The sequence below is a fragment of the Streptomyces arenae genome, assembly GCF_022343545.1.
Taxonomy (GTDB): Bacteria; Actinomycetota; Actinomycetes; order Streptomycetales; family Streptomycetaceae; genus Streptomyces; species Streptomyces humi.
In genome coordinates this window covers 246,547-271,636 of sequence record NZ_JAKQYH010000002.1, presented here as the reverse complement: position 1 = coordinate 271,636, position 25,090 = coordinate 246,547, and the positions used below count along the sequence as shown (strand labels likewise).

Below are 25,090 nucleotides of genomic sequence, written 5' to 3'. Positions count from 1 at the left end.
TCGACGGCCGGACGGAAGCTCCTCCGTGAAAGGAGCGCCGAGTCGCCGGGTCTCCTGCGCCTCGGTCTCGCCGTCACCTGCCCACTCGGGATCTTGCGGGCAGGATTTTTATTGTTGCTAAGTTCTGTCTAGTTCTTGCGCGTTCATATCGCCGATATTACGGTCCCCCTTGCGTCACCCGTGCCCCCCTGACGTAAGGAGTGGTAAGTGCTCCATTCCATCCGAGCTCTGAGACGTGTCCTCGTCTGGGCGGTCAGCACCGCGATGGTGGCTGCCGCAGGTGTCCTCGTGCTGGCCGTCCCACCGGCGTGGGCGGCGGCGGCCGCCACCGGCGGCAGCGGCGCGAGCCTGCCGTACGTCGAGGTGCAGGCAGAGAACTCCGCCACCAACGGCACAGCGATCGGACCGAGTTACACCCAGGGCCAGCTGGCCGACGAGGCGTCGTACCGCAAGGCGACGACGCTGCAGGGCACCGGCGAGTACGTCACGTTCACCACGCCGGTGGCGACCAACTCGATCAACTTCCGGTACAGCATTCCCGACACCTCGGGCGGCTCGGTCTACACCGCCGCGCTGTCCCTGTACATCAACGGCGTCAAGCAGCCCGACTTCACCCTGACCAACGCCTACAGCTGGTACTACGGCAGCTACCCCTTCACCAACACACCTGGCAGCAACCCGCACCACTTCTACGACGAGGCCCACCGCCTGTTCTCCACCACGTATCCGGCGGGCACCACCTTCAAGCTGCAGATCGACCCGGGGGACACCGCCTCCTCCTACACGATCGACTTCGCCGACTTCGAGCAGGTCGGCGCCGCCCTGACGGCACCCGCGGGCTCGGTCTCGGTGACCAGCAAGGGCGCCGACCCGACCGGTGCGACCGACGCGACCAGCGCGTTCAACTCCGCGATCAGTGCGGCCGGCCCCGGCGGCACCGTGTGGATCCCGCCGGGCACCTACAACGTCCCCGGCCACATCAGCGTCAACAACGTCACGATCGCCGGCGCCGGCATGTGGTACTCCACCGTCACCGGCACGGCACCCGGCTTCTACGGCAACTCCGCGCCCTCGGCCAGCACCGGCGTGCACCTGCAGAACTTCGCGATCTTCGGCGACGTGCAGGAGCGCAACGACAGCGCCCAGGTCAACGGCATCGGCGGCGCCATGAGCAACTCGACCGTCGCCAACCTGTGGATCGACCACATGAAGGTCGGCGCCTGGATGGACGGGCCGATGGACGGACTGACGTTCAGCGGCATGCGCATCCGGGACACCACCGCGGACGGCGTCAACTTCCACGGCGCCGTCACCAACTCGAAGGTGACCAACAGCGACATCCGCAACACCGGCGACGACGGAATCGCCACCTGGGCGGACTCCGGCATCGGCGCCGACGCCAACGACACGATCTCCGACAACACGGTGTCCCTCCAGATCCTCGCCAACGGCATCGCGATCTACGGCGGCCACGACAACACCGTCAGCGGCAACCGGGTGGTGGACTCGGGCATCACCCAGGGCGGCGGCATCCACGTGGGGCAGCGCTTCTCGTCGACGCCGGTCGGCACCACGACCATCTCCGGCAACACCCTGGTCCGGGACGGCAGCCTCGACCCGAACTGGCAGTTCGGCGTGGGCGCGTTGTGGTTCGACGGCAGCCAGGGCGCGATCAACGGCCCGGTCAACGTGACCAACGCGCTGATCCAGCAGAGCCCCTACGAAGCCGTCCAGTGGGTCGAGGGCACCATCAGCGGCGTCAACCTCGACAACGTGACCATCGCCGGAACCGGCACCTTCGCCCTCCAGGAACAGACCGGCGGTGCCGCGAAGTTCACCAACGTCACGGCCACCGGCGTCGGCTACTCCTCGCCGGTGTACAGCTGCTCGGCCGGGAGCTTCACGGTGACCGACGGCGGCGGCAACTCCGGCATCGGCGGCACACCGTACTGCGGAGGGTGGCCGGCCCCCGTCTACCCGCCGTACCCGTCCGAAGGCGTGACGGCCACCCCCGGAGCGCTCAACTTCGGTTCGGTTCCGACCGGTTCGACCAGCAACGCGCAGACCGTGACCGTCTCCAACCCGACCAACACCGCCGCATCCGTCTCATCGATCTCCACCAGCGGCGACTACTCCCAGACCAACACCTGCGGTTCGTCGATCGCGGCGAACGGCTCGTGCACCGTCAGCGTGAAGTTCGCGCCGACGGCGACCGGCAGCCGTAGCGGCGCGCTGACCGTCAACGCGGGCGGGATCACCAACACGGTCAGCCTCTCCGGTACCGGCACCGCGCCGGGCCCGGTGCTGAACACCGACCCGGCGAGTCTGTCCTTCGCCGCCACGGTGGTCGGCTCCTCGGCCACCGCGCAGACGGTGAAGGTGACGAACTCGGGCACCACATCGGCAACCGTCTCGGGCGTCGCGGCGACCGGCGACTTCAGCCAGACCAACAACTGTTCCACCCTCGCGGTCGGCGCGTCCTGCACGGTGACCGTCGGCTTCAAGCCCACCACGGGCGGATCCCGCACCGGCAACCTGACCGTCACCAGCAACGCCAACAACAGCCCGACCGTCGTCACCCTGACCGGCAGCGGCATCGACAGCACGACCGACATCGCCGCAGGGCGGCCCGCGTCGGCGAGTTCCAGCAACAGCCCGTACGTCGCCTCGAACCTCACCGACCCGGACGCCGCCACGTACTGGGAGGGCACCAACGGCACCTTCCCGCAGTGGGCCCAGGTCGACCTCGGCCAGAACTACAGCATCGGCAAGGTCGTCCTGAAGCTCCCGCCGGCGACGGCCTGGTCGGCCCGCACGCAGACGCTGTCGGTACAGGGGTCCACGGACGGCGCGGCCTTCTCCACGATCAAGGCGTCGGCCGGGTACACCTTCGACCCGAACACCAACGGCAACACGGCGACCATCACGTTCGGCGCCGCCACGGCACGATACGTGCGGGTGAACATCACCGCCAACACCGGCTGGAACGCGGCCCAGTTGTCGGACCTCGAGGTGTTCCCCAGCGCCGGCGGCTCCTCACCGGCCACCCTCTCGGCCAGCCCGGCCTCACTGTCGTACCCCACCCAGGCACTCAACACCGCCAGCAGTGCGCAGACCATCACGGTGACCAACACCGGCACCGCCGCCGCGACCGTCTCCGGCATCACCGTGACCGGTGACTTCTCGCAGACCAACACCTGCGGGACGTCGATCGCGGCGAACTCCTCCTGCACGGTCGCCGTCACCTTCACACCCACCGCGTCCGGCACCCGCACCGGCGATCTCAGCATCGCCAGCAACGCGTCGAACGGCACGACCACGGTCGCGCTGACCGGCACCGGCGCCGGCACGGTGAGCAGGAACCTGGCAGCCGGCGCGGCCACCACCGAGTCCAGCCACACCGACGTGTACCCGTCCTCCCAGGTGACCGACGGCAACCAGGGCACCTACTGGGAGAGCGCCAACAACGCCTTCCCCCAGTGGGTCCAGGTCGACCTCGGATCCGCGCAGAGCGCGAGCCGTGTCGTCCTCCAGCTCCCCGCGACCTGGGGAACCCGCCACCAGACGCTGACCCTGTCGGGCAGCACCGACGGCTCCTCCTTCACCACCGTCAAGCCGTCGGCCTCGTACACCTTCGACCCCACCACCGGCAACACGGTCACCATCACGTTCACCGCGACCACCCAGCGGTACCTCCGGGTGAACATCACGGCGAACGACGGCTGGCCGGCCGGCCAGATCTCCGAGTTCCAGGTCTGGAACACCTGACCGATCCGCGGATGCCGCCGGACGCGCGCACGTCCGGCGGCACCCCCCACCGAAGACCTCGACCAGAGGAGCCCAGATGGGTGTCACACGCAGAGTCTTCCTGAGGGCCGCGGTCGCGGCCTCCGCGGTGGGCACGGCCGGGGCCACCGAGGCCGTACTCGCCCGGCCTGCGTCGGCGGCCACCACCGCCAGTCCGCCGGGTGACGTGGTCGGCAAGGTCACCGTCGGCTACCAGGGCTGGTTCGCCTGCGCCGGCGACGGCGCGCCCGTCAACGGCTGGTGGCACTGGAGCCAGGACTGGGGCCGGCCACCCTCCCGCACCAACACCAACATCAAGTGCTGGCCCGACGTACGCGACTTCACGAACACCTACCAGACGTCCTACGAGAGCCTCGGCAACGGCCGGCCCGCCGGCCTCTTCTCCTCCTATGACCAGCAGACCGTCAACACCCACTTCCAGTGGATGCAGCAGTACGGCATCGACACCGCCGCCCTGCAACGCTTCGACCCGACCGGCGGCGAGGGCCCCACCCGCGACGCCATGGCGCAGAAGGTGCGCGGTGCCGCCGAGGCGTACGGGCGGAAGTTCTACCTCATGTACGACGTCTCGAACTGGACGAACATGCAGTCCGCGATCAAGACGGACTGGACGAACAAGATGTCGGCGCACACGGCGAGTCCGGCCTACGCGCGGCAGAACGGCAAGCCCGTCGTCTGCGTCTGGGGCTTCGGGTTCAACGACGACAACCACCCCTTCACCGCCGACGCCTGCCTCGACGTCGTCAACTGGTTCAAGAACCAGGGCTGTTACGTCATCGGCGGCGTCCCCCGTGAATGGCGGACGGGCACCGGCGGCTCACGGCCCGGGTTCCTTGGCGTCTACCACGCCTTCCACATGCTCTCGCCGTGGATGGTCGGCGCCATCGGCAATGTCACCGAGGCCGACAACGCCTACACCACGTACACGGTCGGCGACCAGGCCGACTGCACCGCCAACGGCGTCGACTACCAGCCCTGTGTGCTGCCCGGCGACGTCTCCGCCCGCCAGCGCGCCCACGGCGACTTCATGTGGCGGCAGTTCTACAACACGGTCCGCGCCGGCGTGCAGGGCATCTACATCTCCATGTTCGACGAGTACAACGAGGGCAACCAGATCGCCAAGACCGCCGAGACCCAGGCCTGGGTACCCACCGACTCCGGGTTTCTCGCCCTCGACGAGGACGGCACCGCCTGCTCCGCCGACTACTACCTGCGCCTGACCGGCGACGGCGCCCGCATGCTCAAGGGCCAGATCGCCCTGACCGCCACCCGCCCCACCCCGCCGACCGTCACCACCGACCCCCCGCCCGGCACCACGAACCTCGCCCTGCACCGCCCCACCTCGGAGAGCAGCCACACCCAGGTCTACGCCTCGGGCAACGCGACCGACGGCGACCCCAACACCTACTGGGAGTCCGCCAACAACGCCTTCCCGCAGTGGATCCAGGTCGACCTGGGCGCCGCCACCGGCGTCCGGCGCCTCGTCCTCGGCCTTCCCCCGGCGGCCGCCTGGGCGACCCGCACCCAGACCGTCGCCGTCCAGGGCAGCACGGACGGCTCCGCCTTCGCCCAGCTGCTCGCCCCGACGGGCTGCACCTTCGACCCCGCGACCGGCAACACGGCGACCCTCACCCTCCCCTCGGCCGTCACCACCCGTCACGTACGGCTGGCCTTCACCGCCAACAGCGGCTGGCCGGCCGGGCAGCTTTCGGAGCTCCAGGTCTTCGGCGGCTGACACCGGCCCGGGCCCGCCTTCGGACGGCAACCGGCCGTCGTACAGTGGGCCGCATGAGCCGTTGGCAGGAACTGACCGGAGGGACGTCCGGGACCGACTACGCGGCACGGTTCGCGGCGCTGGCCCGGAGCGGCAGGGACGTGCACGGGGAAGCGCGGTTCTGCGCCGCGCTGGTGCCCGCCGGAGCCCGGGTGCTGGACGCCGGGTGCGGCACCGGCCGGGTCATGATCCGGCTCGCGGAGCTCGGGTACGACTGCGTCGGGGTGGATCTCGACGCGTCGATGCTGGCGGTGGCGCGGCGGCAGGCGCCGCAGCTGCCCTGGCTCCAGGCCGATCTCGCCACGTTCGAACCCGGCCCGCTCGGCATCACGGCCGACTTCGATCTCGTGGTCGCCGCGGGCAACATCTTCCCCCTGCTCGCGGCGGGCACCGAGGCCGCGGTGGTCGAACGCCTGGCCGCGGTGCTGCGGCCGGGCGGTCTGCTGGTCGCCGGGTTCGGCCTCGACGAGGCCCATCTGCCGGTGCCGCCCGGCATCACGCTGCCCGAGTACGACGACTGCTGCGCCGCGGCCGGTCTCACCCTCGTCGACCGCTTCGCCACCTGGGACGCCGACCCCTACGACGACGGTGGGTACGCCGTCAGCGTGCACCGCCGCTGAACTCCCTTTCCTGGCCGCCCCGGTGGGGAGGCCGGCGGCGCCGCTTCCCGTGCACCGCCCGTGGAAACCCTGTGGAAGTCGTGTCAGTGGGTCCGCTTATGCTGCACCAGACGATCACGCGGGACCTGGGGAGGGCGCGGCATGTTCGGCAAGCTGTTCGGCAGAGGCGGGGAGAGACCGGCGGCGGATCCGCATGCGCTTCCCGCTCCGCGCAGGCAGAACGGGGTGTACAAGCTCCAGTCCCTCGGGGACACCCGGGTGATGGCGCTGGTGGTGGCGGCTGAGTCGGGCGACTGGGACGCGGTCAAGATGGCGTCCGCCCACTTCGACCTCGGCCGCGACCACCAGGTGCTGGGCGAGTTGTGCGACGTGGACGGGGTGCAGGACTGGATCGGCCGGGCCGTCGAGGAGGACCCGGAACACCGGGCGACCGCCCTGCTCATATCCGGCTCGCGTCACATCATCTGGGGGTGGGAGGCACGCACCTCCGCGCGTGCCTCGGACGTGTCGCGGGACCAGTGGCGCACCTTCTACGAGCGGCTGCGTACCGCCGAGGAGCACCTGCTCGAAGCCGCCGAGCTGCGACCGGAGTGGATCACGCCGTGGCGCCGTCTGCTCACCTCGGGCCGCGGCATGTCGCTCGGCGGCGCCGTCAACGAGGCCCGGCTGGGCGCCGCCCTGCGCCGTGACCCGCTGGACCTGGCGACCCACCTCGAGTGGGTGTCGTATCTCCAGCCGCGCTGGCACGGCGAGCCGGGCGAGGCCCTGGAGTTCGCCCGCAAGGCCTTCGCGGGCGCGCCCGACGGCCATCGCCTCGGCTGCGCCGTCGCCATGGCCCACATCGAGGACTGGGTGGAGTCGGACGCCAAGAACTGCCTCGACACCCCGGAGATCCAGGTCGAGTTGAGGGACGCGGCCAAGCGCAGCATCCTCCACCCGGACTATCAGCGGCGCCCGGGCTGGCAGGAGGACTTCAACATCTTCGCCATGGCCCTGTCGCTGGCCTGCGAGACCGTCGTGGCCCCGCGCGTCTACCACGAACTGGACGGCGCCTTCACCCGCTGGCCCTGGACGTACATGGCGCAGCCGGAGAAGGCGTACGCCCGTTTCCGGCGCCACGCCTGAGCCGCCCGCGTCCGGACGCCGCACCAACCCGGACGCCGCACCAACCCGGACGCCGCACCAACCCGGACGCCGCACCCGTCCCGGGGCCGCTCCCGTCCCGGGGCCGCACCTGTCCCGGAGGCCGCTCCAACCCTGCCCGACGCACTGCCCCGGACGACGCTCCCGCCCCGCCCGACCCACCGCCCCGGACGCCGCACCAGGCCCGTCCGACGCACCGCCCCCACGCCACCGTTCGATCACCCGACCCCGGACTCTGTGATGACTCTGCCCCACCCGCCCGCGAGCACGGCCGGCGCCGACCGCACCTTCCAGGTGGATCTGCGCGGCCTCGTCGACCTCCTCTCCCACCACCTCTACTCCAGCCCCCGCGTCTACCTGCGTGAGCTCCTGCAGAACGCGGTGGACGCGCTGACCGCGCGGCACAGCCTCGAACCGGGCGCCCCCGCCGACGCGTTCGGCATCCGCCTGTACGCGGACGGCTCGGTGGTACGGGTGGAGGACGACGGCGTCGGTCTCACCGAGGCCGACGTGCACACCTTCCTCGCCACCATCGGCCGCAGCAGCAAGCGCGCCGAACAGATAGCCGACCAACGCGCCGACTTCATCGGCCAGTTCGGCATCGGCCTGCTCTCCTGCTTCCTGGTCGCCGACGAGATCCACGTGGTCAGCCGCTCCGCCCGCACCCCCAACGCCCCCGCCGTGGAGTGGCGGGGCCGCGGCGACGGCAGCTACTCCGTCCGCACCCTCCCCGCCACCGCCCGCCCGCGGCCCGGCACCACCGTCACCCTGACGCCCCGCGCCGACACGGACGAATGGACCCGGCCGAGCCAAGTGCACACGCTCGCACAGCACTTCGGCTCCCTGCTGCGCCATCCGGTGACCTTCGACGACGGCCGGGGCGGCGGCGTACCCGTCAACCCCGAACCCGCGCCCTGGGCGCGCACGTACCCCACGCCCGGCGCCCGCTCCCGGGCACTGGCCGCATACGGCGAGGAGGTCTTCGGCTTCGCGCCGCTGGACACCATCGACCTCGACCTGCCGGCCGTGGGCCTGAAGGGCATCGCGTGCATCCTTCCCGAGGCGGTGCCCGCCGGGCGCCGGCACGGCCACCGCGTGCACGTCAAGGGCATGCTGCTGTCCGAGCAGGCCGAGGAGATCCTGCCCGAGTGGGCGTTCTTCGTCCGCTGCGTCCTCGACGCCGAGAGCCTGCGCCCGACGGCGTCCCGCGAGTCCCTGTACGAGGACGACACCCTCGCCGCGGTCCGTGACGCCCTCGCCGACCGGCTGCGCGCCTGGATCGCCCGGACCGCGGCCAGCGACCCGGACCTGCTCGGCCGTTTCCTCCAGGCCCACCATCTGGCCGTGAAGTCCCTCGCCGTGCACGACGACGAGATCCTGCGGATGCTGCTGCCCTGGCTGCCGTTCGAGACCACCGACGGACACGCCACCCTCGACGAGTTCGCCCGCACCCACCGCACCGTGCTCGTCACCTCCAGCGTGGAGGAGTTCCGGCAGGTCGCCGCGATCGCCGCGGCCGCCGGCCTCGGAGTCGTCAACGGCGGCTACACCTACGACCGTGAACTGGTCCACCGGCTGCCGGAGATCAGGCCGGAGGTCAGCGTCGCCGACCTCGACCCGGCCACCCTCACCGCCCACCTCGACCCCGTCGACCGGGAGACGGAACTCGCCGCCTCCGCCTACCTCGCCCTGGCCCGCGACGCCCTCGCCGTCTTCGACTGCGACGTCGCGCTGCGCACCTTCCAGCCCGCCTCCGCGCCCGCCCTGCTCCTCGACAGCCGCGAGGCCCGGCACGAGCGCACCCGCTCCCAACTCGCCCGCGAGCAACAGGGCGGCGTCTGGGGCGACATCCTCGGCCACCTGCGCCAGGAGGCCCCACGGGCCCAGCTGATCCTCAACCAGCTCAACCCGCTGGTCCGCACCGCGGTGACCATCGACGAGCCCGAACTGGCCCGCACCAGCGCCGAAGCCCTCTACGGACAGGCCGCGCTGCTGTCCCGGCGCCCGCTCAGGCCCGCCGAGTCGAGCCTCATCAACCGTTCCTTCCTCGACCTCCTCGCCCACGCCCTCCGCAAGGACAGCTGACGATGCCCACCGCACCCCATCCCCAGAACACGGACGAGCTGTACCAGGCGCTCCAGGAGAACGACCGGCGTCCCTACGGCCGCGCCCGCACCGTCACCGCCGAGGAACTCGTCGACGTCGCCGAGCAGTTCGCGGAGCCCCGCCCGCTCGTGCACGCCCTGCTGGAACTCCAGGAGGCGTACACCTACGGCTCCGAACCCAGGAAGTCGCCGGTCGTCTTCGCCCGTCTGCTCACCCTCTTCGACGAGCAGCCCGACGTGTTCGACGAGCGGCTGCGCCACACCCTGTTCTGGCGGTTCAAGTGGGTGGCCAACGCCCTGGTCGCGCTGCCGGAGATGCCCCTGCCGAGTCTGCGCCAGTGGCTCACCGAGATGCGCGACCGGTACGAGAAGGCCGGTCTCGAACTCCAGCCGTACTACGGCCAGGCCTACCGGCTGGCCGCACACGTCGGCGAGGGCGCCGACCTGGCCTTCGAACTGTGGGCGGGACGGGCCCGCACCCGGCTCAGCGACTGCGAGGCCTGCGAGATCTGCGACCGCGCCCTGTACCACCTCGCCGCGGGCGACGACGAGCGGGCACTGCGCGTCTGGGAGCCCGTGCTGGCCGGCAAGGAATCCTGCCAGGAGGAGCCCGTCCGCTCCATCTCCTACGCGCTGCTTCCGCTGCTGCGCACCGGCCGTACCGACCGGGCCCGCGAACTGCACCTCACCGGCTACCGTGCCTGCCGCCGCAACCCCTCGATGTCCGGCGAGGTCGGCCGGCACCTGGAGTTCTGCGCGCTCACCGGCAACGAGGCCCGCGGCCTGGAACTCCTCGCGGAGAACCGGAACCTGTTCGACGACGTCGACTCGCCGCAGGACCTGCTCGCCTTCCTCACCGGCGTGGAGGTCCTCCTCCAGCGCGTCGAACTCCTCGGCCACGGCGAACTGCCCGCCGCCGGACCCGCTGGCCGCACCTGGACGGTGGCCGGCCTGCGCGCCGAGGTACGCGGCCGGGCCGACGACCTCGCCGCCCGCTTCGACGCCCGCAACGGCACCACCGCCCACACCGACCGGCGGCGCGCCCGCCTCGACCGCGCCCCCCTCCTGGACACGCTGCAACTGACCCTGCGCGCCCGCGACCTCGACGACGTCGCCCCGGCCACGTCGTCCGCCGCACCCGCCCGCACGGCCACCGCCGTCCCCGAGCAGCTGAACGAACTCATCCTTCGAGCACGGGAGTTGGACGAGAAGGGGCATCCGGACGCGACGGTCTGCTGGGCGCGGCTGCGGGCGCTCGTCGCCGCCCCCGGCTACGTGCACCCCGACGACCCCGCCGTGGGCCCGCTCGAACGGCTGCGCGCGGACCTGCTCGACGACGAGGCGAGCCGGGCGGGCCTGCGGGACAGGTTCGACGAGGCCGCCGCCCTGCACGAGGCGGCCGCGAGCCGGTACGACGCGGCCGGAGCGCCGGGACACGCGGTGCTCGCCCGCGCCTGCGCCCTGCTCCCCGCGGCCGAGATCCCCGCGGAGCACGCCGACGGAGCCGAGGCGAAGGCCGCCGCGCTGACCGCCGCCCACGCGGCCCTCGTCCGGCTCCACGAGGAGACGTCCGGCCTCGCCCCCTACCTGGAGGCCCGGCTGCTGCGGCTGCGGGCGACCGCGCTCGGCCTGCGCCTCCAGACGTCGAGGAACGAGGAGCACGCCGCGCCGGTGTTCGCGGAGGTGGACCTGCTGCTCGACTTCGCCACCCGGCACGACATCGCCGGGCAGGTCTCCGGCGCCCTGCTGCTGCGGGCCAGCGCGCACGCCGTCTCCGGTGACCTGCCCGCCGCGGTCAGCGAGATCGACGCCCTCCTCGACCGTTTGAAGGCACACGGCCCCGCCTGGCACCTGCCCCGGACCCTCGGCCTGCGCGGCCGGATCCAGCTCGGTCTCAGGGACGCCCAGGCCGCGTACACGGACCTGGCCGAGAGCCTGCGGCTGGCCGCCGAGTGGCCGTCCGACACCGTCGACACCGCCCGGCTGCACGGCGACCTCGCCGAGGCCGCCCTGCACCTGGGCCGCCCGGACGAGGCACTGCGGCATCTGACGCGCTCCGCGGAGCTGGAACTGCGGCGCGGCAGCCGTTCGGACGCCTACTGCGCCTACAGCAACGCGGCCCGGCTCAGCCTCGACCTGGACCGTGTCGAGGACTGCATCGCGCTGCTCGACTCCGTGTTGGCCGAGCCGGACGTCGTCGCCGGGGAGGTGGACGGCCGGCTCGTCGCCGAGTTGCGCCTGACCCGGGCCCGCGCGCTGCACGCCGGAGCGGACCTCAAGGCCGCCACCGCGGAGTTCGCCGCCCTCGCGGCCGAGTCGGCGGGCTGGGACGACGACCCCGGGAGCCATGCCGGGATCGCCGCCGAGACGGCCGTACTCCTCGGCGAGGGCGGCGCGTTCGGGCCGGCCCGGGAGGCCGCGGACCAGGCTCTCGCCGCCCACGCCCGGGCTCCGCGCTACGAGAAGCTCAGTAATTGCCTGCGTGAACTCGCCCGTCTCCAGGCCCAGCAACAGGGTGCCGACGGCCTGGCCGACGCCCTCGCCTACCTGGCCGACGCGGAGCGGGTCGCCGACGAGGCGCGCGCCGCCGGGTACGAGGCCCACGGCCGCTCCCTGGACAGCGCCCTCGCCTACGAACACGGCCGGGTCAACGCCTACGCCGCCGAGTACGAATCCGCCCTGGCCGCCCTCGACAAGGCCCTCGCCCTGCTCGGCGAACCGGAGGCCGGCGACGACCGAGCCGGTGAATGGGCCGAGTGCGTGCGTCTCGCGGCCGTGGTGGAGGGCAACTACCTGGAGCGTGCCGACGCCGCCCTCGTCCGGCTCGACGGCGCGGTCTCCCGGCTCACCGCACTGGGCCACACCGAGGAGGCCGCGGCGCTGACCTCCCTGGCGGCGCGCCTGCGCGACGAGGAGTGACCCGGCGGCCGCGGTGCCGGGGCGGCCGGCCCGTCCCGGCACCGCGGCCGGCCGGTCCCGCGGTCGTGTCCGGCCGTCGGTGAACTTCGCACTCAGAAAGTCCGGTTGGCCTCGTTGACATGCCACCGGCGCACGCGTTTCACTCGACTCTCGTGCATGGCAACGTTGTCAGGCCGTGGGAGCGACCGGAACCGTTGCCTGTCGCCGGCTTTCCGGTGTTATTCGGCGCGCCGACACCTGATGTGCGAAGCACGAACTGCTGCGGAGGCAACCGATGGTGAGACCCCCACGTTCAGCCGCACCGACCGCCCCGGCCAGATTCCGGCGACGCCTCGCCGTGATCTGCGTCCTGGGCATGGCACTCCTGCCGCTTCCGGCCATCGGAAGTGCCCAGGCGGCGAGCACCGCGACGCCGCCCCTGGTGAAGGACCCCGCGTCCCTCGTCAACCCCCTCATCGGCACCTCCGGTGCGGTGGACACCTTCCCCGGGCCCGACATGCCGGCCGGCATGGTGCAGTGGGGCCCCGACACGACGCCCGACCGGCCCGACGGCGGTGGCTACGAGTACGACGACAAGAAGATCTCCGGCTTCAGCCTCACCCACGTGTCGGGACCCGGCTGTCCCGTCGCGGGGGACCTGCCCGTCCTGCCGGTGACCGGCGCGCTCTCGGGCAACCTCGGCACCACGTCCGTCGGTTTCAGCCACGACGACGAGCGGGCCGGCATCGGGTCCTACAAGGTCACCGACGCGAACGGGGTCAGCACCGAACTGACCGACACCACCCGTGCCGGACTGGGCTCCTTCACCTTCCCCGCGGGACAGCAGGCCAACCTGCTGTTCAAGCTCAGCGGGGGCGCCACCCAGGTGGACGGCACCCGGGTCCAGGTGGTGAACGGCAAGGAGATCAGCGGCGCCGTCGACAGCGGGCACTTCTGCGGCGCCGGCAACAGGTACACGCTGCACTTCGACATCAAGTTCGACCGGGCGTTCACGGCGAGCGGCACCTGGGTCGGCGGCACCATCACCCCCGACGCGACGTCGCTGAAGGCGGGCAAGGTCCGGGGGACCCCGCAGCCCTCCCGGTCGGCGCCGCTGAAGGAGAAGCACTTCACCGTCCCGGCGAAGCCGGCCCCGACGGTCCACGGCAGTGCCGCCGCCAAGGTCTCCGGCACACCCCGGTCGTCCGCCACGGCCCAGGCCGCCCAGCCACCCACGACCGGCGCGAACGGCATGTACCTGACCTTCGACACCGCCACGAACCGCACCGTGAAGGCGAAGGTCGGCATCTCGTACACGAGTGACGCCAACGCGGCCGCCAACCTCGGCAGCGAGATCGGCAACTGGAACACCGCCGCCGTCGAGCAGGCCAACCACGACGCGTGGAACGCCGTACTGAAGAAGATCCAGGTGGGCGGCGGCTCCGCCGACCAGCAGACGCAGTTCTACACCGCGCTCTACCACGCCCTGCTGCACCCGAACGTCTTCTCCGACGCCAACGGCCAGTACATGGGCATGGACAACCAGGTCCACAAGCTGGCCAAGGGACAGAAGGCCCAGTACGCCAACTACTCCGGCTGGGACACCTACCGCTCCCAGACCCAGCTGATGGCCCTGGTCGAGCCGAAGGTCGCCAGTGACGTCGTCACGTCGATGCTCAACGGCTACGACCAGACGGGCCTGCTGCCCAAGTGGGCCTCGAACAACGGCGAGAGCTACGTGATGGTCGGCGACCCGGCCGCCGGCATCATCGCCGACGCGTACGCCTTCGGGGCGACGGACTTCGACACCGCCAAGGCCCTCGCCGCCCTCCAGCACGAGGCCACGGTCCCGAACAACGACCGTCCCGGCGAGTCGGTACGGGACGCCAAGGGCTACCTCCCGCTGGACGAGAACGACTACAACTGCTGCAACTTCTACGGCCCGGTCTCCACCCAACTGGAGTACGACAGCGCCGACTACGCCCTCGCCGCGTTCGCGAAGTCGCTCGGAAGGACGGACGTCTACACGAAGTTCGCCACCCGCGCCCAGGACTGGATGAACGTCTTCAACCCGCAGACCGGCTACATGCAGGGGAAGAACAAGGACGGCCAGTTCGCGGGCGGCTTCACCCCCGGCACCTCCAACGGCTTCGTGGAGGGCACCTCCGCCCAGTACACCCCCATGGTCCCCTTCAACCTGCAACAGCTCATCCAGGCCCGCGGCGGTACCAAGGCGTACTCGGCCTACCTGGACAGCCTCCTCGACGACATCACCAGCCCCGGCGGCACCGACGCCGACCTGAGCAACGAGCCCAGCGTCGAGATCCCCTGGGAGTACGACTACACGGGCCAGCCGTGGAAGACGCAGGCGGCCGTCCGCGCGGCCCAGCAGGGCCTGTACTTCAACGCCCCGGTCGGCTCGTTCGGCAACGACGACCTCGGCGCCATGAGCTCCTGGTACGTCTGGTCCGAGCTCGGCATGTACCCGGAGACCCCGGGCACGGACACCCTGGTGCTCGGCAGCCCGGCGTTCCCGGTCGCCCAGGTGACCCTCGGGAACGGCAGGACGGTACGGATCAACGCACCGCAGGCCGCGCCCGACGCGCCGTACGTGCAGTCCCTGAACGTCAACGGCAAGGCCTGGAACGCCTCCTGGCTGACCTACCAGCAGTTCAAGGGCGCGGGCACGCTCGACTACACGCTCGGCACCCGGCCGAACACCTCCTGGGCGTCCGGCCCGGCGGCGGTGCCGCCCTCGGACACCACGGGCGGCGGCCGGGTGCTGGCAGCCACCGGTCCCAGCAACGGCCTGGTCCTCCAGCCGGGCAAGGGCGAGGACGCCACCCTCGATCTGACCAACCTCGGCAGCAAGGCCGTCACGGTCGACTGGACGGCGACGGTGCCCTCCGGCGTCACGCTGGACACGGCGTCCGGCTCGCTGACGGTGCCCGCCTCGGGCAGCGCCGAAGCCGAGGTCCACGTGACGGCCGGCGCGAGCGAGGGGACGTACCCGGTCACCTTCGCCCTGACCGACCACAGCACGGGTACGGCACTGTCCGGGGCGACCCTCCGGGTGGCTGTCGCCAAGCCCGGCGCGCTGTGGCCGTACGCCACCAACGAGGGCATCTACCCCGACGGCACCACCTATTCGGGCGGCTTCGACGGCGGCGGCTGGGCCTACTCGCAGAACGCGCTGTCGGCGGCCGGCGTCACGAGCGGCGCCACCCTCACCGTCGACGGCATCTCCTACACCTGGCCGACGGTGACGTCCGGTCAGCTCGACAACCTGGAGATGGCCGGTCAGACGATTCCCATGCCGGCCGGCACCTCGGGGTCGTCGCTGGGCCTGCTGGGTGCCGCGGTCAACGCCCCGACCGACGGCAGCGGGGTGTCCGGCACGCTGACCGTCACCTACACCGACGGCACCACCTCCCAGGCGACGGTCGGCTTCTCGGACTGGACGCTCAACGGCGGCCCCAGCAAGCCGCTGCCGAGTGACACGACGGCCGTCACCACCACCTACCGGAACACCGGGAGCGGGGGCCGGGACGGCGTGAAGACCTACGTCTTCGCGACGAAGGTGGCGCTGGATCCGTCCAAGCAGGTGGCGTCGGTGACGCTGCCGGTGACCGGCTCAACGGGCACCGACCACCTGTTCGCCTACGGCTTCGCGCAGTAACAGACCGACAGGGAGGGCCGGTTCCCGGGCTCACGCACGGGAACCGGCCCTGCTGCATGCCGGCGCGGTGGCTCAGGTCAGGCTGAAGTCGTCGGCGTGGACGGCGGACTGGCCGTACCAGCCGTGGACGAAGACGGTGACCGTTCCGCTGCTGCCGGTGGTGAAACCGACCGAGAGCTGGTTCCAGCTCGTGCTGTTCGACCAGGTGCTCGCACTGGCGCCGCCGGAGACTCCGATGTACGCGTACGGGCCCTGCACCCAACCGGAGAGCGTGTACGTGTGGTTGGGGGAGAGGGTGACCGTCTGGTCGCACTCTCCCGTGCCGCTGGAGCTCGGCGTGACCTGCAGAGCGTGGCCGCCGCTGTGGACCGGCGTGGAGACCACCGCGCTGCCGGTCGCGCAGGTCCAGGGGCTCAGCGTGCCGGTCTCGAAGCCCGCGTTGGTCAACGAGCCCCCTCCTCCTCCGCTGCCGGAGGAGGTGACCGTGAGGGTGTAGGTCGCGCTGTGGCTGCCGCTCGCGGCCGTGCCGGTGACGGTGATCGGGTAGGAGCCCGCGGCGACGGACGAGCCGACCGCCGCCGTCAGCGTCGCACTGCTCCCGGAGGTCACGGACGCGGGACTGAAGGAGACGCTGACGCCCGAGGGCGCGCCGGAGGCGGAGAGGCCGACGGACTCGGCGCTGCCGGAGGTGACGGCCGTGGCGACGGTCGCGGTCGCCGAACCGCCCTGGGCGACGGAGGCGGAACCCGGTGTCAGGGACAGGGAGAAGTCGGTGGTGGTGCCGCCGCCCGAACTGCCCTCGTAGGGCACGAACGTGTCGGTGAACGCGAGGCTGTTCTGGCTGATCTCACTGCACGTGGACAGCGAGTTGGCGCTGCCGCTGCACGGCTGGTCCCGGTTGGCCGACCAGAACGACAGCCGCCCGACACCGTTCTGCGCGGCGAAGCTCTCCACCGTCTGCGCGTCCGCGAGCGTGAAGGTGGACCCGTCGTCGTTCTTCCCGATCATCGGGGTGATGCCGAGGTTGGCGTAGGTGTAACCGGAGTCGACGGACTGCATCTGCGCGAGCGTGGCCCGGGCCGCGGAGAGGGCGGCCTGCCCCATCTCGGTGCCGGTGCCGGCGTAGTAGTCCATGGCCATGACGTTGACCACGTCGATCTTGATGCCCGCGTTCTTGGCGGCCTTGAGGATGTTGACGCCGTCGCCGGTCAGGCCGCTGGTCAGCACCGGCAGGGTCATGGAGAACCGCAGGTTCGGGTTGGACGCCTTGAGGTCCTTCATCGCCTGCATCTGACGGGCCGCGGCCGCGGTGTCCGCGACGGCGGCGCCCTCGACGTCGAAGTCCAGCTGGGTCACGCCGTAGTCGTCGATGACGGCCTGGTACCCGGCGTCGATGCTGCTCTGGGTGGCGCAGGTCCAGGCGAGCGGTTCGCCGCTCGCTCCGCCGGAGGAGATGATGACCGACGCGCCCTCGGACCTCGCCCGGGCGATCTCCGGGTCGGTGTAGGAGTCGTTGCCGATGGGGAGCGTGTCGCCCCAGATCTGGGTGCAGCCCACGCCGAGCACGAAGGCCGCCGTGTAGGCCTTGAGTCCGTGCCCGGTGACGGCGGTGTCGAGCAGTCCTTCCTGACTGTTCGACATGTCGACGTAGGGAGCCACGGAGTAGACGCTGCCCGCGGCCGCGTCGCCGGCGGGGGCCAGCGCGACGGCCACGCCGGTGGCGGTGAGCGCGAGGGCACACGCGGAGGCCGCAAATCTCGCCAGGTGCATGACATTGGCCCTTTCGGGATGCCCATCCGGGCGGAGTGGTGGGGGGTGGGCCGGGAGTGATTTGGTACATACCAAAGCGCTGCCGGCCCTCTCCGTCAAGAGGACTAGACCAAGTTGCCAAGGGTGGCGGTGGACGAGCGGCCGCGCGAGGTCAGGCGGAGGGCTCCGTCGCGGCGGGCTCGCGGCGGCGGACCATGACCAGGGCCGCCCATGCCATCGCCACCAATGGGATGACACCCGAGATGATCACCTGTCCCCGGCTGGAGACCAGGTCGTTCGGGGTGCCCAGCAGATAGCCGAGGCCGATGCAGCTGCGGGACAGCGCCTGGAAGCAGGCCCAGGCGCTGCCGTGCACCTCGGCGGGCACCCGGGAGTGGACCGCGTTGCGCAGGCCGACGTTGCAGGCGCCGTTGCCGAAGCCCGCCAGCAGGAACAGCGGGAAGATCACCGCGGCGACCGGGACGAGGCCGGCCACCAGCAGACCCACGGCCATGCCCATGATGCCGCCGACGATCAGCAGCGTGTGCCGGTCCGACCAGTCCTGACGGCCCGCCAACAGCGCGCCCGGGACGGAGCCCAGGGCCCAGGTGGCCAGGAAGAGACCGAACACGGTGTCGTTGCCGTTCACGACGTCCCGCAGGTAGAAGACGCCCGCGACGTTCTCGATGCTGGTGGCCAGCATCGCCGCCGCCAGCGCCGGCATCAGCGTGCCCACGACCGGTGCGTCGCGCAGTGCCCGGTAGCCGTCCGCCAGCCTAGTGGCGGGGCGGCGGCCGAGTGCGACGTCCACCGTGCTCGGCACCGCCAGCACGGTGCAGCCGGCGAGCACGAGGAAGGACACGGCGTCCGCCGCGAGCAGGACCGGCGTGCCCCACAGGGAGTTCAGGAAGCCGGCCAGCGGCGGCCCGATCAGCCCCGCGACGGACAGGCCCGCCGTCAGCAGGCTGTTCGCGCGGCCCGTGTACCGCTCACCGGCCACGGCGGGCAGCATCTTGAACCCGGCCGCCACCGAGGCCACCCCGGCCAGGCACGACAGCGCGATCAGCGCCACCCGCACGTGGAAGCCGCCGACCGCGGTGGCCGCGCCCAGCGACAGCGCCTGGATCAGCAGCGCCCACAGGCACACCGCGCGCGCACTGAACCGGTCCACGACGGACCCGATCAACGGTGCCGCGAGCACGGTGGGGATGAGCTCGGCGAGCATCACCTCGGTCACCCCGAAACGGATGTCCCGGTCCGCCGCGTGCAGCACCAGCCCCAGCGAGGCGAGCGTGTCACCCAGGCGGGAGAACAGCGTCCCCGCGATGAGCACCTGTGCGGCGACCGGCATCGCGGCACCCGGGCGCGCGGCGAATGGTGCTCTCCGCGTCTTTTCCGTGTCCAATCGAGTCCAATCCATCCGCCTGCCGGGCCTATTCAGCCTGCTCACGCATCAGATTAGGCCTGCGCTCCCCGTGGTGGAGCGTTCACCGGCCACCGGGCGAACCGCTTCCCGGCCATTGCGTGCCCCGCCGTAACCCGCGGCGGGATCCCAATTTCTCAGCCACGAAGAGCGCTTCACGGAAGGTCCACACATGTTCCACACCAACTCCCGCACTACCGGGCCGGGAAGTCCGAGTACGCGCGCAGGCCGGGATGATGTGTATCCGGGGCGATCCGGGCGTCCTTTCCCGACGGTCCGGCCGAGGGGCGGCCGGCGGGTTACCGGATGTCCCAATGGGAGCTGTAAAGCGTGTTTTTCGGCCAATCGCTGGAGTTGCGGCGGTCTTGGCCGGTGCGCCGCGCCGCGCTCACCGGGCGAAGCCGAAAGCGCCTTCCGTGTTCCGGGAGTTGCCGATGCCGGCCGGATGAATGTCCGGAAAATGCCGGGCCAACGAGTCGCGCATTCCCCGGGTGCCGGAAAAAGGGAACGAACCGGAATCGGGCGGGGGCGGGGGCAGGGGCGAGGGTGGGGGCGGGCCCGGTCGAAAATCGGGTGCCATGGCACGCACCGGCTGCCTACACTCGCTCCGTTATCACGCACCGTAGCCGCGAAACGTGCTCCCGGTGCTTTGTCGTGACGAGTTCGGACGAATGAGGGGAGAAGGTCATGCGTGAGCGCACGGCTGCCGTCTCTCCGCGTTCCCGCTACGACGTGATCCTCGTGTCCTCGTCACTCCGGTGCCCGCCGCGCGGCCGGTACCGGACTCCGTGACGCACGACTGATCTCCGCAACCACCGGCATATGCCAGCACTTTGACGTGCCGTCAGTCCTGGCCCGGTGCGGTGTGCCGCACGGGGAATTGCGCTGCCCTTCCGCAAGTCATTCCGGGAACCCCATTCGAAAGGCATCGGGCCATGCGCACCGAACTCCGCCCGAACTCCGTCAACCCCCTTGCCGTCGTTCGCAACCTGGGCATCCTCGCCCACGTCGACGCCGGAAAGACCACCGTCACCGAGCGCATCCTCTTCGCGACCGGCACCATCCACAAACGCGGCGAGGTCCACGACGGCACCACCGTCACCGATTTCGACCCTCAGGAACGCGACCGAGGCATCACCATCTTCGCCGCGGCCGTCAGCTGCGCCTGGGACGGCCACCGCGTCAACCTCATCGACACCCCCGGCCACGTCGACTTCGCCGACGAGGTCGAGCGTTCGCTGCGCGTCCTCGACGGGGCGATCGCCGTGTTCGACGCGGTAGCCGGTGTCGAGCCGCAGAGCGAGTCGGTCTGGCGGCAGGCCGACCGGCACGGCGTGCCCAGGATCGCCTTCGTCAACAAACTGGACCGCGCGGGCGCCGACCTCGACAGAGCCGTCGCGTCGATCCGGGACCGGCTGCACCCGGTGCCGCTCGTCGTCCAGCTGCCGATCGGCACGGAGGAGGGTTTCACCGGCGTCGTCGACCTGGTGCGGATGCGCGCGCTGGTCTGGCCGGACGGCGGCACCGCACCGGTGGAGGGGCCGGTGCCCGGTGCACTCGGCGAGGAGGCGCGCCGACGGCGACGGCTGCTGGAGGAGACGGTGGCCGGTCTGCACCCGGCCGCGCTGGAGGAGTTCTGCGCGCCGGGCGGCCGGCTGTCCACCGGCACCCTCGTCACCGCCCTGCGCGACCTCACCCGCGGCGGTGACGCCGTGGTCGTCCTGTGCGGGTCCGCCTACCGCAACCGGGGCATCGAACCGCTGCTGGACGCGGCCGTGGCGTACCTGCCCTCGCCGCTCGACGTGCCCGCCGTGCGCGGCACCCACCAGGGTGACGAACAGCGGCGGACCGCCGACCCCGGCGGGCCGTTCGCGGCGCTCGCGTTCAAGGTGACCGCGACCGCCACCGGACGCCTCACCCATGTCCGCGTCTACTCCGGCACGATCGAGAAGGGAGACACCGTGTGGGACCCGGCAACGCGCCGCACCGAACGCGTCGCACGCATCCTGCGCATCATGGCCGACCGGCACGAGCCCCTGGACCGGGCGGTGGCCGGTGACATCGTCGCCGTCGTCGGGCTGAAGTCGGCCCGTCCCGGCGCCACGTTGTGCGCCCGGGACGCCCCGCTGCTGCTGGAGCCTCCGCGGGTCGCGGACCCGGTGGTGTCCGTCGCCGTCGAGGCCCGCCGGCGTACCGACACCGAACGGCTGGCGCAGGCGCTGGCCCGGCTCGCCGAGGAGGATCCCTCGCTGGTGGTGCGCACCGACGCCGAGACCGGGCAGACCGTGCTGTCCGGGATGGGCGAACTGCACCTGGAGGTGGCGGTGGAGAAGATCCGGCGCGACGGCGGTCCCGAGGTGACGGTGGGCCGGCCGCGGGTCGCCCTCCGGGAGACCGTCGGCCGCGGGGTCACCGGCCATGTCCACCGGCACGTCCACCAGACCGGCGGCGCGGGGCAGTTCGCGCATGTCGTGCTGGACGTCGAACCGCTGGGGGAGGGCGCGGGTTTCGAGTTCCGGTCGGCGGTCGTCGGCGGCCGGGTGCCGCAGGAGTACGTCCGCGCGGTCGAGGCCGGCTGCCGGGACGCGCTCGCCGAGGGGCCCCTCGGCGGTCATCCGGTGACCGGGCTGCGGGTCACCCTGACCGACGGTTCCACGCATGTGAAGGACTCCTCCGACACGGCGTTCCGGGCGGCGGGGCGGTCCGGTCTCCGGGAGGCGCTGCGGGCCTGCGCGATGGTCCTGCTGGAGCCGGTCGCCGAGGTCACGGTCACCGTGCCCGAGGAGGCCGTCGGTGGCGTGCTCGGTGATCTGGCGGCCCGCCGCGGCCGGGTCACCGGGTCCGGGACCCGGGGCGGCGCGGCGGTCCTGACCGCCACCGTGCCGCTGGCCGAACTCTTCGGCTACGCGACCCGCCTGCGGGGCCGTACCCAGGGCCGCGGCACCTTCACCACCCACCCGACCGGCTACGCCCCGACCCCGCCCCGGTAACACCACCGGCCCCGGCCCCGGCCCAGTGACCGACGGGCAGCCGGGGCCCCGGCCCGGTGGCCGAGGGGCAGCCGGGCGCCGGCTCGGTGTCACCGGGCGGCCAGGGCAGGCGGCCGCGGCGGACGTCCGGAGGCCCAGGGTGAAGGCCGGGGGAAACCTCCTCGGCCTTCACCGTCCTACGGTTGGGGGCCGGGAGGAAACCTCCCTCGGCCTTCACCGTCCTACGGTTGGCGGCCGGGGGGAAACCTCGCGGCCCGCACCGTCGTACGGTCACGTGCTGTCGAGACACAACCGTTGTGGAACGGGGCCGGGCCCGCCGCCGCCCGGATCGGGCCGCTTCGGCCCAGGTCACACCCTCGGGCGCGGCCGGCCCCCGCTCCGGAACCGGCCGCTCCCTCGCCCGCCTGCGCCAATACCCGTGCCGGAAACCTTGACGCGCCCCTGATCGGAGTATTAACTCACGTCCTAAATTAAGCCATGAGGGGCTTCGAAGCCGAACGTCGGTCCCGGTCTCCGCACACGCGGGCGCCGGCCTTCGTGAAGCCCTCTCGGGGTTCTCGACTCCCGGAAAGGCACAGCAGGAGCCATGCGCAGCATCCGAGCCGCGGCCGTAGGCGCCGTCACCATGTCTCTCGCCCTCGCGGCCACGGCCTGCGGTGGCGGTTCGTCCGCCGGGGGCGGGTCCAACGACTCCCCGAAGACGCTCACTTACTGGGCCTCCAACCAGGGCGCCAGCATCGAGGTCGACAAGAAGGTGCTCCAGCCGGAGCTCGACAAGTTCCAGAAGCAGACCGGCATCAAGGTCAAGCTGGAGGTCGTGCCCTGGTCGGACCTGCTCAACCGGATCCTGACCGCGACCACTTCGGGCCAGGGCCCCGACGTGCTGAACATCGGCAACACCTGGAGCGCCTCGCTCCAGGCCACCGGCGCGCTGCTGCCCTGGGACGCCAAGAACTTCGGCAAGATCGGCGGCAAGGACCGCTTCGTCGACTCCGCGCTGGGCTCCACCGGTGCCGAGGGCAAGGACCCGGCGGCCGTACCGCTCTACTCGATGGCGTACGCCCTCTACTACAACAAGAAGATCTTCGCCGACGCCGGTATCGCCAAGCCCCCGGCCACCTGGGACGAGTTGATCGCCGACGGCAAGAAGATATCCGCCAAGGGCAAGTCGGTGCTCGGCGCCGAGGGCGGCAACGTCTCGGAGAACATCCACCACGTCTTCGTCTTCGCCAAGCAGCACGGCGCCGACTTCTTCACCTCCGACGGCAAGCCGGACTTCACCAACGACAAGATCGTGGCCGCGGTGCAGCAGTACGTCGACCTGATGGCCAAGGACAAGGTCATTCCGACCGGCGACGCCGAGTACGCGCAGAACCAGTCGGTGAGTGACTTCGCCAAGGGCAAGCAGGCCATGCTGCTGTGGCAGTCGGCGTCCGCCAACCTCAAGTCGCAGGGCATGAGCGACAGCGACTACGGCATCGCCCCGGTGCCCGTGCAGTCCGGCACCCCCGGCACCGGCACCCAGGTCAACTCGATGGTCGCCGGCATCAACCTGGCCGTCTTCAAGAATACCAAGAACCTCGACGGCGCCGCCAAGTTCGTGAAGTTCATGACCAGCGACGACGAGCAGAAGATCCTCAACACCGCCTACAGCTCCATCCCGCCGGTCAAGACCGCCCAGGAGGACCCGGCCTTCAACACCCCCGCCAACTCGGTCCTGAAGAACACCCTCGCCACCAGCGCCGCGGCCCTGCCCCAGGTGGCCTCGGAGTCCCAGTTCGAGACGACCGTCGGTACGGCCGTGAAGAACCTGTTCGCCGACGCGGCCGCCGGCCGCGCCATCACCACCGACTCCGTCAAGGCCGAACTGGAGAAGGCCCAGCAGCAGATGCCGGCGGCCTGAACGAGATGACGACCACCACCACCGCCGTGCGGGAACCGGCGCAGGTGAACTCCCCCGGGGCGGCGGGCGGCTCGGGCCGCCGCCCCGGGCGGATCCGCCGCATCGGACTGCCCTACCTGCTGCTCCTGCCCGCCCTGTTGCTCGAACTCCTCGTCCATCTCGTGCCGATGGTCATCGGCGTCGTGATGAGCTTCAAGGAGCTCACCCAGTTCTACATCCGCGACTGGGGCACGGCCCCCTGGTCCGGGTTCGACAACTACCGGATGTCGGTCGACTTCAACGCGCCGGTCGGCAACGCCCTGCTGCACTCCTTCTTCGTCACCGTCGGCTTCACCCTGCTCTCCGTCGGCCTGTGCTGGCTGATCGGCACGGCGGCGGCGGTGTTCATGCAGGACACCTTCCGGGGCCGGGGCCTGCTGCGCGCCCTGTTCCTCATCCCGTACGCGCTGCCCGTGTACGCGGCCGTCATCACCTGGGTGTTCATGTTCCAGCACGACAACGGCCTGGTGAACCACGTCCTGCACGACCAGCTGCACCTCACCGACAAGCCGTCCTTCTGGCTGATCGGCGACAACAGCTTCTGGGCACTGCTCATCGTGTCGGTGTGGAAGGGCTGGCCGTTCGCCTTCCTGATCGTGATGGCCGGCCTCCAGAACATCCCGCGGGAGCTGTACGAGGCGGCTGCCCTGGACGGCGCCGGCCTGTGGCAGCAGATCCGCCGGATCACCCTGCCGTCGCTGCGCCCGGTCAACCAGGTGCTGGTCCTGGTGCTGTTCCTGTGGACGTTCAACGACTTCAACACGCCGTACGTGCTGTTCGGCAAGTCCGCCCCGGAGGCCGCCGACCTCATCTCGGTCCACATCTACCAGGCCTCCTTCGTCACCTGGAACTTCGGCACCGGCTCGGCCATGTCCGTGCTCCTGCTGCTCTTCCTGCTGGTGGTGACCGGCGTGTACCTGGTGTTCACCTCGCGCGAACGGAGGACCGCCGATGTCTAGC

Annotated in this window: 12 protein-coding genes; 10 read left to right on the top strand and 2 right to left on the bottom strand. The window is 71.2% G+C overall.

The window, feature by feature from the left end:
• The first annotated feature begins 207 nt into the window (after window positions 1-207).
• From MB828_RS01185 to MB828_RS01155, 7 genes are all read left to right on the top strand, one after another.
• On the top strand, window positions 208-3,768 hold the full coding sequence (locus MB828_RS01185) for a choice-of-anchor D domain-containing protein (protein ID WP_301646537.1): 3,561 nt from the start codon (window positions 208-210) through the stop codon (window positions 3,766-3,768).
• Window positions 3,769-3,844: 76 nt separating this feature from the next.
• Window positions 3,845-5,542 carry a discoidin domain-containing protein gene (locus MB828_RS01180; protein ID WP_301646536.1) on the top strand — a complete coding sequence of 566 codons (1,698 nt, stop codon included), beginning with the start codon at window positions 3,845-3,847 and terminating at the stop codon, window positions 5,540-5,542.
• Window positions 5,543-5,595: 53 nt separating this feature from the next.
• Window positions 5,596-6,201 (top strand): class I SAM-dependent methyltransferase, encoded by a 606-nt coding sequence (locus MB828_RS01175; protein WP_301646535.1) that lies wholly within the window; start codon window positions 5,596-5,598, stop codon window positions 6,199-6,201.
• A gap of 141 nt (window positions 6,202-6,342) precedes the next feature.
• Window positions 6,343-7,326 (top strand): hypothetical protein, encoded by a 984-nt coding sequence (locus MB828_RS01170; protein WP_301646534.1) that lies wholly within the window; start codon window positions 6,343-6,345, stop codon window positions 7,324-7,326.
• A 258-nt stretch (window positions 7,327-7,584) separates the two neighbouring features.
• Window positions 7,585-9,429, top strand: a complete 1,845-nt coding sequence (locus MB828_RS01165) for an HSP90 family protein (protein WP_301646533.1) — start codon at window positions 7,585-7,587, stop codon at window positions 9,427-9,429.
• A gap of 2 nt (window positions 9,430-9,431) precedes the next feature.
• Window positions 9,432-12,368 (top strand): hypothetical protein, encoded by a 2,937-nt coding sequence (locus MB828_RS01160; RefSeq protein ID WP_301646532.1) that lies wholly within the window; start codon window positions 9,432-9,434, stop codon window positions 12,366-12,368.
• Window positions 12,369-12,723: 355 nt separating this feature from the next.
• Window positions 12,724-16,026, top strand: coding sequence for a lectin (locus MB828_RS01155; RefSeq protein WP_301646531.1), 3,303 nt, complete (start codon window positions 12,724-12,726; stop codon window positions 16,024-16,026).
• Window positions 16,027-16,098: 72 nt separating this feature from the next.
• Here the strand turns inward: MB828_RS01155 and MB828_RS01150 are convergent, their stop codons facing one another.
• Window positions 16,099-17,796, bottom strand: coding sequence for a carbohydrate binding domain-containing protein (locus tag MB828_RS01150; protein ID WP_301646530.1), 1,698 nt, complete (start codon window positions 17,794-17,796; stop codon window positions 16,099-16,101).
• Between the two features lie 151 nt (window positions 17,797-17,947).
• A complete protein-coding gene (locus MB828_RS01145) occupies window positions 17,948-19,126 on the bottom strand; it encodes an MFS transporter (RefSeq protein ID WP_301646529.1) in 1,179 nt (392 codons plus the stop codon).
• A 1,007-nt stretch (window positions 19,127-20,133) separates the two neighbouring features.
• Between MB828_RS01145 and fusA the strand changes: the two genes are divergently transcribed.
• The 3 genes from fusA to MB828_RS01130 all read left to right on the top strand — a co-directional run bounded on the left by fusA (window position 20,134) and on the right by MB828_RS01130 (window position 25,089).
• Window positions 20,134-22,188 carry an elongation factor G gene (gene fusA, locus MB828_RS01140; protein ID WP_301646528.1) on the top strand — a complete coding sequence of 685 codons (2,055 nt, stop codon included), beginning with the start codon at window positions 20,134-20,136 and terminating at the stop codon, window positions 22,186-22,188.
• A 586-nt stretch (window positions 22,189-22,774) separates the two neighbouring features.
• Window positions 22,775-24,091, top strand: a complete 1,317-nt coding sequence (locus MB828_RS01135) for an ABC transporter substrate-binding protein (protein ID WP_301646527.1) — start codon at window positions 22,775-22,777, stop codon at window positions 24,089-24,091.
• Between the two features lie 5 nt (window positions 24,092-24,096).
• Window positions 24,097-25,089, top strand: coding sequence for a carbohydrate ABC transporter permease (locus tag MB828_RS01130; RefSeq protein WP_301646526.1), 993 nt, complete (start codon window positions 24,097-24,099; stop codon window positions 25,087-25,089).
• Window position 25,090: the final 1 nt, after the last annotated feature.